This is a genomic window from Hyalangium versicolor (assembly GCF_020103695.1).
Lineage (GTDB): Bacteria > Myxococcota > Myxococcia > Myxococcales > Myxococcaceae > Hyalangium > Hyalangium versicolor.
In genome coordinates this window covers 435236-451181 of sequence record NZ_JAHXBF010000001.1, presented here as the reverse complement: position 1 = coordinate 451181, position 15946 = coordinate 435236, and the positions used below count along the sequence as shown (strand labels likewise).

General features: G+C 68.5%; 11 protein-coding genes. 5 read left to right on the top strand and 6 right to left on the bottom strand.

From position 1 onward, the window contains the following. Positions 1 to 268 precede the first annotated feature (268 nt). The 3 genes from KY501_RS01575 to KY501_RS01565 are packed head-to-tail and all read right to left on the bottom strand — an operon-like array spanning position 269 to position 5460. A complete protein-coding gene (locus KY501_RS01575; protein WP_224360545.1) occupies positions 269 to 1171 on the bottom strand; it encodes a PhnD/SsuA/transferrin family substrate-binding protein in 903 nt (300 codons plus the stop codon). Continuing rightward, on the bottom strand, positions 1168 to 3690 hold the full coding sequence (locus KY501_RS01570; RefSeq protein WP_224360544.1) for a tetratricopeptide repeat protein: 2523 nt from the start codon (positions 3688 to 3690) through the stop codon (positions 1168 to 1170). The genes KY501_RS01575 and KY501_RS01570 overlap by 4 nt, the downstream gene beginning before the upstream one ends. Positions 3691 to 3702: 12 nt before the next feature. Then, complete coding sequence (locus KY501_RS01565; RefSeq protein ID WP_373691544.1) at positions 3703 to 5460, bottom strand: SpoIIE family protein phosphatase; 1758 nt, start codon at positions 5458 to 5460, stop codon at positions 3703 to 3705. A gap of 181 nt (positions 5461 to 5641) precedes the next feature. Here KY501_RS01565 and KY501_RS01560 point away from each other — a divergent pair, with 181 nt between their 5' ends. The 4 genes from KY501_RS01560 (at position 5642) to KY501_RS01545 (ending at position 9647) form a co-directional block, all read left to right on the top strand. After that, positions 5642 to 6886 (top strand): M50 family metallopeptidase, encoded by a 1245-nt coding sequence (locus KY501_RS01560; RefSeq protein ID WP_224360543.1) that lies wholly within the window; start codon positions 5642 to 5644, stop codon positions 6884 to 6886. Between the two features lie 124 nt (positions 6887 to 7010). Continuing rightward, on the top strand, positions 7011 to 8018 hold the full coding sequence (locus KY501_RS01555) for a thiamine pyrophosphate-dependent dehydrogenase E1 component subunit alpha (RefSeq protein WP_224360542.1): 1008 nt from the start codon (positions 7011 to 7013) through the stop codon (positions 8016 to 8018). Positions 8019 to 8020: 2 nt separating this feature from the next. Next, positions 8021 to 9076 carry an alpha-ketoacid dehydrogenase subunit beta gene (locus KY501_RS01550; protein ID WP_224360541.1) on the top strand — a complete coding sequence of 352 codons (1056 nt, stop codon included), beginning with the start codon at positions 8021 to 8023 and terminating at the stop codon, positions 9074 to 9076. Between the two features lie 82 nt (positions 9077 to 9158). Next, positions 9159 to 9647 (top strand): GNAT family N-acetyltransferase, encoded by a 489-nt coding sequence (locus tag KY501_RS01545; RefSeq protein ID WP_373691539.1) that lies wholly within the window; start codon positions 9159 to 9161, stop codon positions 9645 to 9647. A 19-nt stretch (positions 9648 to 9666) separates the two neighbouring features. Here the strand turns inward: KY501_RS01545 and KY501_RS01540 are convergent, their stop codons facing one another. Then, positions 9667 to 10029 carry a TIGR02266 family protein gene (locus tag KY501_RS01540; RefSeq protein ID WP_224360540.1) on the bottom strand — a complete coding sequence of 121 codons (363 nt, stop codon included), beginning with the start codon at positions 10027 to 10029 and terminating at the stop codon, positions 9667 to 9669. A 311-nt stretch (positions 10030 to 10340) separates the two neighbouring features. Here KY501_RS01540 and KY501_RS01535 point away from each other — a divergent pair, with 311 nt between their 5' ends. Further along, entirely contained in the window at positions 10341 to 11627 is a 1287-nt protein-coding gene (locus tag KY501_RS01535; protein ID WP_224360539.1) for an SGNH/GDSL hydrolase family protein, read from the top strand. Positions 11628 to 11659: 32 nt separating this feature from the next. Here KY501_RS01535 and KY501_RS01530 read toward each other — a convergent pair whose 3' ends face one another. Next, a complete protein-coding gene (locus tag KY501_RS01530) occupies positions 11660 to 12589 on the bottom strand; it encodes a bifunctional helix-turn-helix transcriptional regulator/GNAT family N-acetyltransferase (RefSeq protein WP_224360538.1) in 930 nt (309 codons plus the stop codon). A 110-nt stretch (positions 12590 to 12699) separates the two neighbouring features. Next, a complete protein-coding gene (locus tag KY501_RS01525; protein WP_224360537.1) occupies positions 12700 to 15366 on the bottom strand; it encodes a phosphoenolpyruvate carboxylase in 2667 nt (888 codons plus the stop codon). Positions 15367 to 15946: the final 580 nt, after the last annotated feature.

Sequence of the window (15946 nt, the reverse complement as noted above, 5' to 3'; positions counted from 1 at the left end):
CGATCGACCAGGAAGCGACAGGACCCTCTCCTGCCAAGGGTTGGGTTCCACCGCCCGAACTGTCAGATTCAAGTTACCCTACTGTATTGATTCGAGCCAAGTGTAGGACCTGAGCTGCTGTGGAGCCGCCCGCCTCACCTGCGCCTCCCCCTCTGGCGCCCCCCTGGGGCTCCCCTACCCCCCTCCCCCTTCCCCACCCATCAAGTCGGGGCGGCGAGACCGCCCCGGACGGCCCGGATGTCCTACCCCGCCGGGCCCTCGGCTGGGATCAGTCGTCCGGCTGCTCGTCCGAGACGTCCATCGCGGTGACGAAGTTGGGCAGCACGGGGTTGAGCTCCCCCGAGCTCACCAGCGCATCCGTGTCCACCCGGAGGACGGGGGACTCGACGATGACGGGCTGCCGGCGCGGCGGGCCCTGCTGGACGAGCTTGCGGAAGTCCTCGAAGTCCTTGCCCTGCACCTTCACGAAGGAGCTGAAGGGGGCCACCTCGCCCAGCTTGGAGAGGCTGTCCTCCACGTTGCCCGCCCCCTTGAAGGTGACGAACAGCGCGCCGGGCACCTTGGTGCTGCGGTAGAGCACCCGCGCGTCCTTGGGCGCGTGCACCAGCGGCACGAGCGCGGCCTCGGCGCCCTTGGCCTCGAGCATCTTCAGCGCGGACTCCACGTTGGGCACGGACACCATCTTGAAGTGCTTCTGCGCGTCCAGGTCGCCCGCGAAGACGACGTTGGAGACGAACTTGGGATCCGAGGGGCCGGCGCCCTTGGCGATCGCCAGCCGCTTGCCGGCCAGATCCTTCACCGAGCCCTTCGCGTAGGAGACGACGGCCCAGCGCTGCGCGGTGTCACCGGAGAGCGCGGCGAAGGCCACGGGGCTGGCCTTGGCGCCCAGCTGCACGGCGGCCCACGCGTCGACCACCGCGAAGTCCAGGGTGCCGTCGGAGATGGCCTTGGAGAAGTCCTCGTAGCGGCCGAAGCTCTTGGCCGCCACGGACTGGCCGAGCGAGTCCCCCAGCTGCGCCGCCAGCTTCTCGGCGAACTGGAAGCGCTCCTGGCCATCCGCCAGGGTGGTGGGCAGGAACACGCCCAGGGTGGTCTTCTTCTCGGCCCACGCGGCGGGTGCCCAGGCACACACCAGCGCGAGCCCGATCAATGACAGGCGAGCGATCTTCATGGAGTGGTCTCCGTGGCGGTGGCCTCGCTGGGAGCGGCGTCGGAAGCACCAGCGCCCAGGCCGTACAGGGACACCAGGCGATCCTTCCACTCGCGCACGGTGGCCATGCGGGGGCCACCACTCGAAGCCAGGTAACGGCGGTAGGACTCCACCGCCTCGGGAATGTCGTTGCGGCGCTCCTGGGCGTCGATGCCCAGGTTGAGCGTGGCGGTGGACACCGAGGCCTCCAACCGGCGCCAGGAGGCCACGGCATCAGCCGCCTTGCCCTTGCGGTACTCCACGCAGGCCAGGTTGTGCTGGAGGACGGCGTTGTCCGGATCGGTGGTGAGCACCGCCTTGAAGGCCTTCTCCGCGAGCTTGAAGTTGCCCGTGGCGTAGGCGCGCTCGCCCTCGAGGCGGTTGAGCGCGCCGTTGAGGGCTGCGATCCACTTGGCCTGCCAGGGCGAGGGCTTCTTGGAGGCACCCGCCAGGATCTTGCGAGCCTGGGGCACCTGCTCCTTGCGGTAGAGGATGTAGGACTCGGTCAGCGCGCGCGTGTTGGTGCTCGCCCAGCGCGGGGCGGGAGTGAGGCCGCGCTTGAGGGCGGCGGAGGCCTCCGTGTAGCGCTTGTCCTCGGTGAAGACGAGCGCCCGGGTGAAGGCGGCCAGCTTCGCCAGATCCGGCTGCTTGTTCAGCGGGAACTTCTCGGCCAGCTCCACGTCCTTCTGCGCGGCGGAGGCGTCTCCCCTCTCCAGGCTGTTGAGCGAGCGGCGCAGCAGCATGAGCGGCAGGTTGGCCTGGGCCAGATCGCGCGCGGCCTTGGAGGGGCCGGGCTCGGACAGGCGCTGCACCGCCTCGTCCACGCGATCCAGCTCCACCTGCGCCAGCGCCGCGCCCACGGAGACGTCGGCCAGCTCGCTGGGCTCCTCCGTCAGCTTCGCGGCCTGCTCGAAGGACTCCAGCGCCTTCTGCGCGTCCCCAGCGCCGTTGCGGGCGTAACCGAGCATCCAGTGCTCGCGCCACGAGGCGCCCGGCAGCGTCACGCCCTGCTCCAGCACGGTGCGAGCCCCGGCGAAGTCACGCTTCTCCAGCAGCGCCGCACCGAGCCTGCGGGCCATGGGCGCGCTGTGCTCGAGATCGAACGCGCGGCGCAGATCTCTCACGGCATCATCCAGCCGGTTGCCCTCGGCGCGGCTGCGAGCGCGGTGCGCCAGCGAGCGGGCCAGCCACTTGGTGGCGATGGCGTTGCCCGACTCCAGGGAGAGCGCGTTGGTGTAGTCCTCGACGGCCTGATCCCACTGGCCGGTAGCGAAGTGATCGGCGCCCAGCAGGTTGTAGCCAAGCGCCTGCCGGGGAGCGAGCTCGATCACGCGCCGGTGCACCTCCACCGCGCGCTGGAAGCGGCCGGCGCGGCGGTTCACCGAGCCGAGCGAGGCCCACAGCTCCAGGTTGTTGCCGCCGGCCTGCGCCGCGGCCTCCAGGTAGCGAATGGCCTCCTCGTTGCGGCCCTGGGCCTGGAGCGCCTTGCCCACGGCGATCTGCGCCGGCACCAGGCCCGGTACCAGTTGCAGCACCTTGCGGTACTCGGCCTCGGCCTCCGCGGACTTCTTCTGAGCCAACCGCACGTCACCCAGCAGCAGGTGCGCGTTGGGCGTGCTGCCCAGCTTCACCAGGGCCACGGCGTGCGTCTCGGCGCCCGCCACGTCTCCGGAGTTCAACAGCATGCGGGCCAGGCGCTCCTTGGGCTCGGGGGCCTGCGGGAAGCGGCTGACGACGCCCTGCACCAGCGTCTGCGCCTCCTGCGCCTTGCCCTCCATCTCCAGCACCGACGCCAGGCCCATCTGGATCGAGGCCACCTCGGCCCGGCCCGACTGGGCCTTCTGGAAGGAGGCGCGCGCGGCGGCGGTATCGCGCCGCATCAGGTGGGCCTTGCCGATCAGCTCGTAGATCTGGAAGTCGTTGCCCGCCAGCTTCTCCGGGCGCTGCGCCAGGTAGCGCTGGAGCTTGGCGATGGCCACGTCCCCACGCTGCTCATAGAGGTAGTACGTGCCCAGGTAGTAGTTGACGATGAGGTAGTCGAGCTTGTCCGCGGTGGAGACCAGCTCCAGCAGCGGCACGGCCTCCGGGAAGCGGCGCAGCTTGAAGTAGGCCACGCCCAGGGGGAACGCCAGCGTCAGCTCGCTGGGGTTCGCCGTCATCACCGGCTGCACCTTCTCCACCACGCGGGCGTAATCCTGGAGGGCATTGCCCACGGTGCCCACGCCTGCGGCGGCCGTCACCAGGCCGGGCTCGGTGGTGAGCGCCTGCTCATAGAGGCCGAGCGCCTTGCGGTATTTCTCCTCGGCGTCCTTCTTGTTGCCGGAGGCGATGGCGGCGCTGGCGGCAACCTGGGCGGTATCGCCCTCCTGCACCAGGCGTTGGGACTCGGTGAGCGGCGGCGGCCGGTACTGCGCGAGGGCCGTCGTGCCCGCGAGCACGTGGACGAGGGCGAGAGCCGCGACAAAGCGGCCCGGTGAAAGGGTTCGAGAGTGGCGACTCATGAGGTTGGGTGGCTAGGAGGCAGGGCTGAATTCGGCGACGACGACGGTGATGTCATCGCGCTGGGGCTGACCGGCGCTGAAGGCGCGCACGTCCGCGAGGATGGCGTCCCGCAGGGACTCGGCGGACAGCTGGGAGTTGCCCTGGATGGAGGCGCTCAGGCGCTGGGTGCCGTAGAGCTTGCCGGCCGCGTCGCGGGACTCGGTGAGACCGTCCGAGTACCAGACGACGATGTCGCCCGGACGCAGCTGCGCCTGCCGCGAGGAGTACTGAGAGGTGACGGAGGCGCCCAGCAGCGGGCCGCGCGCCGGCAGCGAGGCGAACTGACCCGAGAGCCGGTTGTAGACGGCGGCCGCCGGGTGGCCACCGGCCGCGTAGTCGATGAAGCCCGTCTGGGTGTCGATGACGGCCAGCGCGCTGGACATCTGGTACTCGCCGCGGCCCAGGTGAGCCAGGGTGATGTTGAGCGCGCTGATGAGCACCTGCGAGTTGAGCTGATCCGGCTCGCGCATCGTCATGGCCGAGGCGAATCCGCTGGTCGCGCTGGTGGCCACCAGGGCGGTGGACAGACCGTGACCCGTCACGTCGCCGATGCCAATCGCCACGCGCTGCTCGTCCAGCGGGGCGCGGAACCACCAGTCACCGCCGCAGGCATCCGCCGTGATGACGACACCGGCGATGCGCAGCGGCCCCACCTGGAGCGCCTCGCGGCCGGGAGAGAGCGTTTCCTGGACGGTGCGCGCCAGGGACATCTCGCGCTCCAGCTGCGCCTTGACGCGCACGTCCTCGAGCAGGACCTTGATGCGCTCGGCCATGTGGTTGAACACCACGCCGAGGGTGCGCACCTCACGCCCGGCGCCGGAGGCCTGCCCGGTGGTGCGCGCGTTGAGATCACCGGCGGCCAGCTGCATCACCTTGCGGGTGAGCACGCCGAGCGAACGGGTGACGCGGCGACTCTGGAAGGCCACGAGCACGCCGGCCAGCAGCACGAAGCCGCCGCCCAGGCTCACCGTGCGCAGCGTGGTGTTGCGCAGCGTCTCGCGCTTGGCCTCGTCCAGCTCCTGGATCTGCTTCTGCAGCGACTCCAGCGAGTAGCTGATGACGATGAGTCCCTTGCCGCTCTGCGAGCCGTACTCCAGCGGCTCCTGGAACTCGAAGACGGGCTGGCCCTGGAAGAAGGCGCTGGCCCAGCCGCGCTCCGCCTTGCGGCCGCCGGAGGAGGAACCCAGCTTGGCCTCCTTGTCCGAGTCGGCCACCAGCTGGCCCTCCGAGTCGAACATCTGCACCCGGAGGATGTTGTGGTTGTCCTCGATAATGGAGCGCGCCACCTCCGTGAGGAAGCTGTAGTTGTTGTCGCGCAGCGAGGTGGCCGAGGTGAGCGCCAGGGTGTGGCTCACCGTCTGACCGAGCTCGCGGGCCTGGTTCTGAAGCCGCTCGGTGAAGCTGGCGGCGGTCTCCTCGAACTGCGCCTTGGTGGAGACGAAGGACGTGGCCGCGAGCAGGCCCACGATGACGACCACCAGCGCGCCTGTCGTCAGCAGCAGCATCTGGTCCAGCCGCATTCCGCGGATGGAGGCCACGTCCGGCAGCTCACCGGCCTCGAGCGGAGCGACGATGGTGCCCGTCATCTCTCCGGCCACCGGCGCCGCCACCGTGGTGCTGGTGAATTGCACGCCGTGGTGCGTGCCCGTCGGCTCCACGGGCCGGTGGCCCGAACCGGTCAACTCTGAGCCTTGAGGGATCGCGGTCTGCGAGGCGTCATCAGAAGACATGGCAGTGAAGCGCGAAGTCGTCTTGGGCAAGGGCACACCTGGCAACGGGCCGCGCTGGAGAACGCGGGCTGACGTGGGAAGCGGCCGGACTCTATCTTACTTCCAAGAGAGTGCGAGCCCCTGGCCCCCCCTCCTGCAGGCAGCCTCAGCTCCGATTAGGATGGGCAGACCTGCTCTCGCCATGGTGCTCCGATTCCGGGTGGCTGGGTTCCCCGTCCAGGTCCACCCCCTCTTCCTCCTCATGACGTTGGTCACCGGCACGACGGGGTGGAGCAGCCCTGCCCGCATCGCTGTGTGGTTCTGTGTCGTCTTTGTCTCGGTGCTCGTGCACGAGCTGGGGCATGCCCTGATGTTCCGGCGCTATGGGCACGCGGCGAGCATCTCGCTGCATGGCCTGGGGGGCACTGCCCGGAGCGAGGGAGGCGGACACCTCACCCACCGCCAGGAGTTGTGGATCGCGCTGGCCGGGCCCCTGGCTGGCTTCCTGCTGGGCGGGCTGGTGCTGGCGCTCGATCGGACGCTGCACATCGGGCAGGCAGGCAGCCTTGCCAGGTCCGCTGTCTGGGGGCTGCTCTGGGCCAACTTCGGCTGGGGGGTGTTCAACCTGCTCCCCGTGCTCCCGCTGGACGGCGGGCATGTGATGGCGGCGGTGATCCGCGAGCGCGGCGGGCGTCGCTACGAATGGCTCGTCCACGCCATCTCCCTGGGGACGGCGGCCTGCGGGCTGGTGCTCTCGATCATCTGGAAGGAGACCTGGCTGGGGATGTTCGCCCTCGTCCTGGGCGTCATCAACGTGAACGGGTTCATGAAAGCCTGGGTCGAGCGGAAGTACACCCTCCGGATCCGCTCCGCGTCGCAGCGAGCGCGCCCCACTCAGCAAGACGGAGAGCAGGCCTCGGCCCAGGTCGAGCAATTCCTCGCGGGGCTGCGCCAGTCCCCGAGCGCCCCGCCGCCCGAGCCACGCGCCGCACCGCCACCCGAACCCCGCCCGGAGAAGCCCCCCGTGTCCCGCGCTCCCCGGCCCGAGCGCCGCACCCCGCTGAACCGCCACTTCCTTCAAGAGGAGGACTTCCCCGAGCTGCCTCCCGATCCCCAATTCGTGGGCGAGCTGCTGCTGAGCAACGGCCTGCCGGAGCTGGCCATCCAGCCGCTGAGGGCCACCTTCAATGAAGCCCCCACCCCTCATACGGGCCACGTGCTCGTTGCCGCACTGCTCCAAAGCCAGCGCTACGAGGATCTCACCCGGCTCCTCTCCTCTCCGAGCCAGCAGCACCTGGGGAACGAGACGCTGGCGCTGATCGCCTCGCACGCGGACGCCTCCAACCAGCCGGCGCTGGCCTCGCGAGCCCGCGAACTCCGCGAGGGCCGCGCACGCTCCGAGCCCCTGCCCGCGCGCGGCCCGCATGACTCCGAGAAGCCCGGCTGATGCCGCAGCGCGCCACGTGAAAGGCCTTTCCCGACTGGCGGACATCTAAGCGAGCAGCCCTCTTGAGTGCACCGGGAGCTGTTGGGTTATAGGGACGACTCTCCCACTCTCCAGGAAGCCTCGCGTGTCACGACCTCGTTTGATCAACCGCGAAGAAGCATCCGCCCCTCTCGAGCGCGAGCAGCTCGTGCGGATCCACGATCTGATGGTGAAGACGCGCGTGCTCGAGGAGCGTCTCATCCAGATGTACAAACAAGGGCACGGCTACTTCTGGATCGGCGGTCCAGGCGAGGAGGCGTTCAACGTCCCGCTCGGCATGCTGATGAAGAAGGGCCAGGGCCCGGACTACGACTACCTGCACGCGCACTACCGCCAGTCCGGCACGATGCTGGCGCTGGGCGAGGAGCCCATCGGGGCGCTGCGGCAGATGAAGAACACGGCCACGGATCCCTACTCCGGCGGCCGCAACTTCGCGGGCCACTTCTCCAAGAAGGAGTGGAACATCGCCCCGGTGTCCTCGCCCATCGAGGTGCAGTACGTCATGGCCCCGGGCACGGCGATGGCCCAGAAGCGCCACGGTGGAGACGGCATCACCATCGTGACCGGCGGAGACGCGGGCACGGCCGAGGGCGATTTCGCCTCCTGCCTGATCTGGAGCAGCCGCCCCGCCAACCCGCTGCCGGTGCTCATCATCGTCACCAACAACAAGTGGGGCATCTCCACCTCGGCCGAGGGCCAGCACGGCGAGACGCGCATCTCCGACCGCGGGCGCGCCTTCAACATCCGCAGCAAGACGATCAACGGCAACGATCCCGTCGAGTCCTATCGCGAGCTGCGCGAGGCCATGGAGTACGTGCGCACCGAACGCAAGCCGTTCCTCATGGAGGCCATGGTGTCGCGCCTGTTCGGCCACTCGTCGGCCTCGGGCGCCAACTTCGTGAGCAACGAGCAGGACTGCCTCAAGGAGTTCGAGGCGAAGCTGGAGAAGGACGGCCTGCTCACGCGCCAGCAGATGGACGATCTGCGCAACCGCTACAGCGAGGAGCTCGCCGCCGCGGCCCGCCAGGTGCGCGACGAGCCCCAGCCGGCTCCCGAGACGATCTGGAATCACATCTACGCGGAGAAGAAATAACCATGGCCAACATGGCACAGGCCATCCGCATGGCCCTGCACTACGCCGAGGAGCACCTCGGGGTGATGGACATCTTCGGCGAGGACGTGGGCGCGCCGCTGGGCGGAGTCTTCACGGCGACCCAGGGCCTGAAGAACGCGTGGAACTCGCCGCTGGACGAGCGCGGCATCCTCGGCGCCGCCATCGGCCTGGCCATGGCCGGCCAGCGCCCGGTGGCCGAGATCCAGTTCGCCGACTACATCTACAACACGATCGATCTGCTGAAGCTCGCGGGCAACACGCTCTGGGCGAGCCACGGCGACTGGAACCTGCCCATGGTGGTGAAGACGCCCGTGGGCAGCGGCATCCGCGGGTCCATCTACCACTCGCACTCGTTCGACGCGACGGCGACGCACATCCCGGGCTGGAAGATCGTCATGCCCTCCAACCCGCTGGATGCGTACGGGCTGATGATCTCCGCCTGCCAGGAGCTCAACCCCGTCATGTTCCTGGAGCCCAAGGCGCTGCTGCGCGTGAAGGGCGAGGAGCGCATCCCCGGCGAGCCCGAGGACGACCGGCAACTGTCGAAGATGATCGACGCGCCGCTGGGAGACCGCTCGGCGTGGAAGCCGAATTGGCCCGCCCTGCAGCCGTACGCGGTGCCTATCGGCAAGGGCAAGGTGGTGCGCGAGGGCTCGCAGGTGACAGTGGTCAGCTACGGCCGCACCCTCCCGCTGTGCGCCAAGGCCGCCGACGCCTTGCGCGATCAGGGCTTGAGCGTGGAGGTGATCGATCTGCGCACGCTGTGGCCCTATGACTGGGATCTGGTGAAGGGCTCCATCGAGAAGACGGGCCGCGTGCTCTTCGTGAACGAGGACACCGAGGTGACGAACTTCGGCGAGCACCTGGTGCGTCGCACCGTGGAGGACCACTTCTACCAGTTGCAGGCGCCGCCTCGGCTGCTGGCAGGCAAGTTCGTGCCCGGCATCGGCCTGTCGGACAACCTGGAGATGGCCTCCGTGCCCCAGCTCCCGGACGTCATCGACGCCGTGCGAAAGCTGGCCACCGAAGAGCCATAAGTCCCTGCCACGTGTAGGAGTCCGGGCCGCCGTGCCTTCCAGTTTGGAGGACCGGCGGCCCTTTCGTTAGACTCCGGACGACGTGCCAACGCCTATTGCCAAGAGCCCGCCGCCCTCGCCTGCTCCCGCGGCCTCGCCGTCGGCGTTCCGCATTCGCCGTGCTCGACGCGGAGATGCCGAAGCCCTCGCCACGCTCCTCAAGGAGCTGGGGTACCCGGACGGATCGGATACCCAGACGGTCCACTGGGTCACCAGCCATCCCGAGATCGAGATCTTCGTGGCGTGTGATCCGCAGGACAAGCCCGTGGGGATGCTCAGCCTCTCGCACCGTCCCCAGCTGCGCCTGCGCGGGCGCATCGCCACGGTGGACGAGTTGGTGGTGACGGAAGCCTGGAGGCGCCGCGGGGTGGGCCGGGCGCTGCTGCTGCACGCCATCGAGCGCTCCCGGGTGCTCAGCGTGAAGCGGCTGGAGCTGGCCGCCCGGAGCGAATCGGGCTCGGACACGGCCCGCTTCTACGAGGCGTGCGGCTTCGTAGGGGACTGCATGGTGTTCCGCCACGGGGGCTCCTGAAGCCCGCCGGGCCACCTGCCTAGCGCTTGATGCTGTCGATGACGCGCTGGAGCCGGGTGCGATCCTCCTCGCTCATGTCCGTGAAGCGCACCCCTACGGCCTCGGCCTCGTCCCGCACCCAGGCGACGACGCCGTTCAGTTGGAAGGACTCGCCGGCGATCGTCATGTCCATGCGGACCGGAGAGCCCACGTCGTAGGCCTTCCGGGTCCGCAGACAGAGGCCGCCCGCTGACACGTTCAGCGAGTAGGCCCGAAGGGCCCTGGCCGCCTCCTGGGTATAGGTGAAGTGGACTTCGAAGCGTGCAGGCACCCGCTCCTCACCTCGGCGGTTCACCGGGGCATCCTGCCCCGTGGCTGGTACATCCGCGGAATTGCCGTTCATGCGGAACCGAAACTCCCAAGAGCAGCGCGGCGAAGCAAACAAGCGACCGGATGAGCAGCAACAAGTGTCGGCTGTCTCGCAGGCCCGGTTCAAGAGGGCCCTGTGCCCGAACGCTCGCTTCCTGTCCAGACGATTCCCGAATCCCTGGGAGTTCCGGCCCGCTCGGCCCCTCGAGCGCCTGGGGGAAAGCCCTCATCCTCCTGCCTGCTCCCCTCCCGAGAAGCCCAGGGTGAGAAAGGGCGTCAAATGGAGGACTTCCCTTCCTGGTTGGTGCGGGGCTGTTCAACCTTATTCCAGCCAAGGAGTGAAATGTGATTCGGAGCAGATCGGGCCTCTGGGCCCTCATGTGCACCTGGAGCTTGCTGGCGGCCTGTGGCGCCGGCTCGCCCGAAGCACCCTCGGCTCCCAGCTCGGAAGGGGGCGAGATCAGCACTCCCGCGCCGATGGATCCCCTCCCGCAGACGCCTTCGGAGCAGGAACCGAACCCCGCTCCCGAAGAGGCGCCCCCGCCTGGAGCGGATCCGGAGGCGCAGCCGCCCCCCACGCCTCCGATCCCCGCCCCTGCGTTCCAGCCCGCCTTCCATCAGGCGCTGCGCTGGTCCAAGAGCGTGAGCAGCTTGACGACGTTCCGGATGCGGGTGCCCGTGGGCAAGGCGGGCGAGCGGCTGCGGGTGACGTTCAGCGCGGGAGACGGGACGCTGAAGCTGCAGAAGGCCACGGTGGCCCTGGCGGGAGCGGATGGGGCGCTGGCCTCGCAGCCCGTCACCCTCTCCTTCAATGGAGCCCCGGGCTTCACCGCGAGTGCCCGGCAGCTCGTCACGTCGGATCCGGTGGTCTTCCCGGTGGGGTTCCGGGCGGAGCTGGCCATCTCGTTCGAGGTGAGCGGAGCGCTGGGCGTGAGCGCCATCGACGCGTTCCCTGGGAGCTTCTCGCGCTCGGGCGCGTACTCGACGCGGATGGAGGCGCTGGGAGGCTCGGCCTCGCAGAAGGCCATCGGGGTGGCGACGGTGGACGTGGAGGCCACGCCGGGCCGCGCCTTCGTGGCCCTCGGAGACAGCATCACGGAGGGCTACATCGACACCTACAACGACACGCGCAATGCGTGGCCGGCGCTGGTGGAGAAGGAGCTCGGGGTGCCCGTGGTGAACGCGGCCGTGTCCGGGCAGGGCTTCTGGGGCGAGCTGATCAACCTGGATCACGAGGTGCTGGCGGTCCAAGGCGCGACGGACTGCCTGGTGCTCCTGGGCACCAATGATCTGACGGCGCTGAGCGTGGCGGATCTCGAGGCGCGGATGACGACGCTGATCACCCGGCTGAAGCCCTTCTGCCGGGTCTGGGTGAGCACGCTGCTGCCCAAGGAGCGCACGAACTACGGCACCTACGAGCAGGTGAAGACGGACCGCGTCGCGTTCAACGCGTGGATCCGGACGCAGACGATGGCCTCGGTGATCGATCTGGAGGCGGTGACGCGCTCGCCGGGGAGCGTGCACCTGTTCATCGACGGGCTGGACGTGGATGGCATCCACCCGAGCATCCAGGGCCACCAGGTGATGGCCAAGGAAGTGGCTCGCGTGCTGCGAGCACAGGGCGGGCTCTGATCAAGCCTCCGGAGGCGTGGGAGCGCCGGGCCTCACAGCTCGCGCTCCCACGTCTCGCCGATCGAGCCTGTGCCGAAGAGATCATGCGGCTCCGAGGCGACGAGCCTGAAGCCGGCCTTCTGGTAGATGTTCCGGGCGGCGGCGAGCTGGTTGTTCGTCCAGAGGGTCATCTTCCGGTAGCCGACCTGGCGGGCGAAGCGCAGACACTCGTCCACGAGCCGCACGCCGATGCCGAGCCCGCGCGCCTTCGGCTCGACGAGCAGCAGGCGCAGCTTGGCGATCTCGTCGGTCTTCTTCACGAGGAACACCGAGCCGACGATCTCGCCGTCGCGCTCGGCGATCCAGCAGCGCTCGCGCTTGGGGTCGAACTTCTGGATGAACTCGGCCACCACGCTGGCGACGAGAGCCTCGAAGCGTTCATCCCAGCCGTACTCCTGGGAGTAGAGCACGCCGTGGCGGTAGGTGACCCAGCCCATGTCCCCGGGCTGATGGGGCCGCAGGATGTAGGGGACCTTGCGCTCGGGCTTGGAGCCGAGCAGCTCCTGGATGGTGCGCATGGCGTCGACCAGGCGCTGCTGGTCCGCCGGTGAGATTCCTCCGATGAGTTCGCCGATCTCGTTGTCCGAGCGGGCGTTGAGGGCGGCAAAGACCTCGCGGCCCGGCTTCTCGAGGGAGAGGACGCTGCGGCGCGCATCCTCCTCGGAGGGCTGCTTCGCGATCAGGCCGCGCTCCTCGAAGCTACGAAGGATGCGGCTCAGGTAGCCAGCGTCTAGACCCAGCTCGCTGCCCAATTCGGTGGCGGTAGGCTTGTCGCGGTGGGCCAGCTCGTAGAGGACGCGGGCCTCCGTCAGCGAGAACGGGCTCTTGAGGAGCTGCTTCTGCAGCACACCGATCTTCTGCGTGTAGAAGCGGTTGAAGCTGCGCACAGCCTCGATTCGTCCCTGGGCGTCAGTGTCGGCCATGGTTGCCAGGGTCAACGAATTGGTTGCCTGAGTCAACCGATGGCCAGGACTCCGTCAACTGACGGGCGCGTCCGTGCACGTAAACGCGCGAAATCTCTAGGAATCTAGGCTCAGCCCGTGTTGCGCATACCGGCGGCGATGCCGTTGAGGGTGAGGAGCAGCGGCCGGCTGACCTCCTGGCCCTCGCGCTTGCGGCGCAGGAGCTCCACCTGGAGGAAGGACATGGGGTCCACGTAGGGATTGCGCAGGGCGATGGAGCGCTGGAGCTGGGGGTTGTTGTCCAGCAGGCGGGACTCGCCGGTGATGCGCTTGACCCAGCGGCGGGTGCGCGAGTGCTCGGCGCGAATGGTGCGCCACAGGGGGCGTGTGGATTCGGGAGCGAGCTTCGCGTAGCGCGAGGCGATGGCGATATCGCTCTTGGCGAGCACCATGGTCACGTTGTCGATGACGGTGCGGAAGAAGGGCCAGTCGCGGTACATGCGGCGCAGCAGGGACATGCCCTCGGGCTTGTCGGCGAAGGCCTCGAGCGCCGAGCCCACGCCATACCAGCCCGGGAGGATGGCGCGGTTCTGCGTCCAGGCGAACACCCAGGGGATGGCTCGCAGGGACTCGAGTCCTCCCGCCTTGCGCTTGCTGGGGCGAGAGCCGATGGGCAGCGCGGAGATCTCCTCGAGCGGAGTGCTGTCCATGAAGAACTCGACGAAGCGAGGATCCTCCCACACGAGCGCGCGGTACTCGCGGCGGCCGATCTCGGCGAGCGAGTCGAAGGCCTCGCGGAAGACCTTCTCGTCCTCGGGAGAGGGCCGAGGCTGGGCATCCATGACGTGCAGGAGCACGCCGCCCAGGGCGAGTTCCAGGGTGCGGCGAGCGAGCTCCGGCTGAGAGTACTTGTGATCCAGGGCCTCGCCCTGCTCGGTGGCCTTGTAACCACCGGCGAGGCTGCCCTGAGGCAGTGCGAGGATTGCCTGCTGGGCGGGCCCGCCGCCACGAGCCACGGACTCGCCGCGGCCGTGGAAGAGACGCAGGGGAATCCCCTCCTCCTTGGAGACCTGGGTGAGGGCCACCTGGGCGCGCTGGAGCGCGGCGGCGGCGGCCAGCAACCCCACCTCCTTGCCGGAGTCGCTGTAGCCCACCATGACTTCCTGAACGCCTCGGGCCTCGACGTGGCGGCGGTAGGTGGGATCGGCGAACAGGGTGCGGATGACCTTGGGCCCGTCGTTGAGCGCACCGAGCTGCTCGAAGAGGGGGACGATGTCGACGGTGGCGCAACCGCGCTCGTTGTCCCAAAGGCCGGCGTGGCGGGCACAGCGGAAGGCGGCGAGCACATCATCCGCGGTGCTGGCCATGGAGAGGATGAAGGTGCGACAGGCGACCTCGCCTGACTCGGCCTGGGCCTCCTTCACGCGATCGAGTACGGCGAGAAGCCGGGCACCACCCTCGGAGGGCGCGGGCCCGCCATCCAGCGAGGCGTTGGCGCTGATGGCATCCTCTGCGGGCACACGGAACTCGAGCTCGGCGAGGTGGAAACCCATGGCGCTGACGCGCTCGTGGACGCGGCGCACCTGACGAACCCCGGCGCGCTCGGCTTTGACCTGCAAGAGGGTGCGCTCGACGAGCTCCAGATCCTTCAGGAAGGCAGCGGGAGAGCGGTAGGCAGCGGGAGCCATGGGCTCCTTGCTGCCGGCGCGAGAGCCCTCGACATAGTGGAGGGCAAGCTGGAGCCGGGTCTCCATGAAGCGGAGCTTGCGGCGCCAAGACTCGCCGGCGGTGCGAGGCCCCTGACGCTGAGCCACCTCGGGGAGTTCGGCCTCATCGCGCTCGATGGAGGCGCGCAGCTCCTTGGGCGTGGGGGCGTGGCGATCCGACTGGGAGAGCGAGACGCCCAGCGACTCCACGTCGCGCAGGAGCATGCGAAGGCCGCGGGCGCGGTGGGCGCGCAGGGTGTCGGCGAGCACCTCGGGAGTGACGAGCGGGTTGCCATCCATGTCGCCACCGACCCACGAGTGCAAACGCACGGGAGTGGGGACACGGCCGAGGGGCTCGCCATAGGCGCGCTCGAAGGCCCAGGCGATGGCTTCGGGGAGGCGGGCGAGCTGGTCGGCAAGGACCTCCTCGACGTACCAGAGGGCGTTCTTGACCTCGTCGCCGACGGTGGGGCGCATGCGGCGCAGCTCATCGGACTGCCAGAGGGCGGCGATCTCCTCGCGCATGGACTCCAGGCCGTCGGCGATCTCCTGGGGCGTGAGGGTACAGCGGTCGCGGGCCTCGAGGAGGCGCTGAATGCGGTAGAGCTTCTCGAGGAGCGTGCGGCGAGCGGCCTGGGTGGGATGGGCGGTGAGCGTGAGAGTCACCTGGAGCCCACGGAGGGCTTCGAGGACACGATCCTTGGGGACGCCGGCATCCTTGAGGGTCTGGAAGGCGGCCTCGAGGGAGCCGCGCTGCGGAGCGGCCTCGGGATCGCTGGCGTGCTCGCGGAAGCGGCGGATGCGGTGGTGCTGCTCGGCGAGGTTGACGAGCTGGAAGTAGACGGAGAAGGCGCGGAGGACGGGCTCGGCCTGCTCAAGGGGAAGCTTCTGGAGGAGCGCGGCAAGTTCTGCTGCGACGGCGCGACGGCCAGGTTTGGGGCCGCGGCGACGTTGGATGGAGAGGTGACGGACCTGCTCTTCGAGATCGAAGAGGGCCTGGCCTTCCTGCTCGATGAGGACTTCACCGAGCAAGCGACCCAGGAGACGGACATCTCGACGGAGGGGCTGGTCTACGGAACGGGTGCGCGCCATGACGCACCGCACCCTATCGCTACCTGGGGCCGGAACTCACAAGAAGTGATCTCATCCCACAGCATCAGACATCCTGGCTGCACGACTTCGGTGGCTCGCTCGAGGGGCGGAACCTTCGCGTCTCGCCCTTCCCCAGAGATCCCCTCAGAGAGCGTGACTCTGCGTCAGAATATCCCTGCCCCAGGGGTTTTCTCGAACTGACAAAGGATTCGCGACATGGCTTTGTCGCCTCGCCTATATCCTGGGCGGGGAGCTTCGGATGCTTCGCCAAGAAGTTGGATCCCGAGAGTTTCATCAAGTCTCAACAACTTCCAACCAGCCCTCTCCCCGCTAACACTGCCACCTCTTACCTGCCAAACACGCATCACGGCGTGTCCATCTTCCGTGTAACCGCAAGCGTGAACTTCAACAACTCTCGAGAAACCGTCGTATCGAATCTCTATGCGACGATTGGTGCGTAGCGCCTCACACGCTGTATAGATATTCACGACTATTGGCCCTCCCTTCCCGTCTCAAGCCCAGAGTGCCACGGACTTTGGCCAACCGGAATTCTCGCGTTCCTGGAGCCTAACGGCAGTGC

Coding starts and splice junctions, on each gene's coding strand:
- KY501_RS01575 (WP_224360545.1), bottom strand. CDS start 1,171: ATGAAGATCGCTCGCCTGTCATTGATCGGGCTCGCGCTGGTGTGTGCC.
- KY501_RS01570 (WP_224360544.1), bottom strand. CDS start 3,690: ATGAGTCGCCACTCTCGAACCCTTTCACCGGGCCGCTTTGTCGCGGCT.
- KY501_RS01565 (WP_373691544.1), bottom strand. CDS start 5,460: ATGTCTTCTGATGACGCCTCGCAGACCGCGATCCCTCAAGGCTCAGAG.
- KY501_RS01560 (WP_224360543.1), top strand. CDS start 5,642: ATGGTGCTCCGATTCCGGGTGGCTGGGTTCCCCGTCCAGGTCCACCCC.
- KY501_RS01550 (WP_224360541.1), top strand. CDS start 8,021: ATGGCCAACATGGCACAGGCCATCCGCATGGCCCTGCACTACGCCGAG.
- KY501_RS01540 (WP_224360540.1), bottom strand. CDS start 10,029: ATGAACGGCAATTCCGCGGATGTACCAGCCACGGGGCAGGATGCCCCG.
- KY501_RS01530 (WP_224360538.1), bottom strand. CDS start 12,589: ATGGCCGACACTGACGCCCAGGGACGAATCGAGGCTGTGCGCAGCTTC.
- KY501_RS01525 (WP_224360537.1), bottom strand. CDS start 15,366: ATGGCGCGCACCCGTTCCGTAGACCAGCCCCTCCGTCGAGATGTCCGT.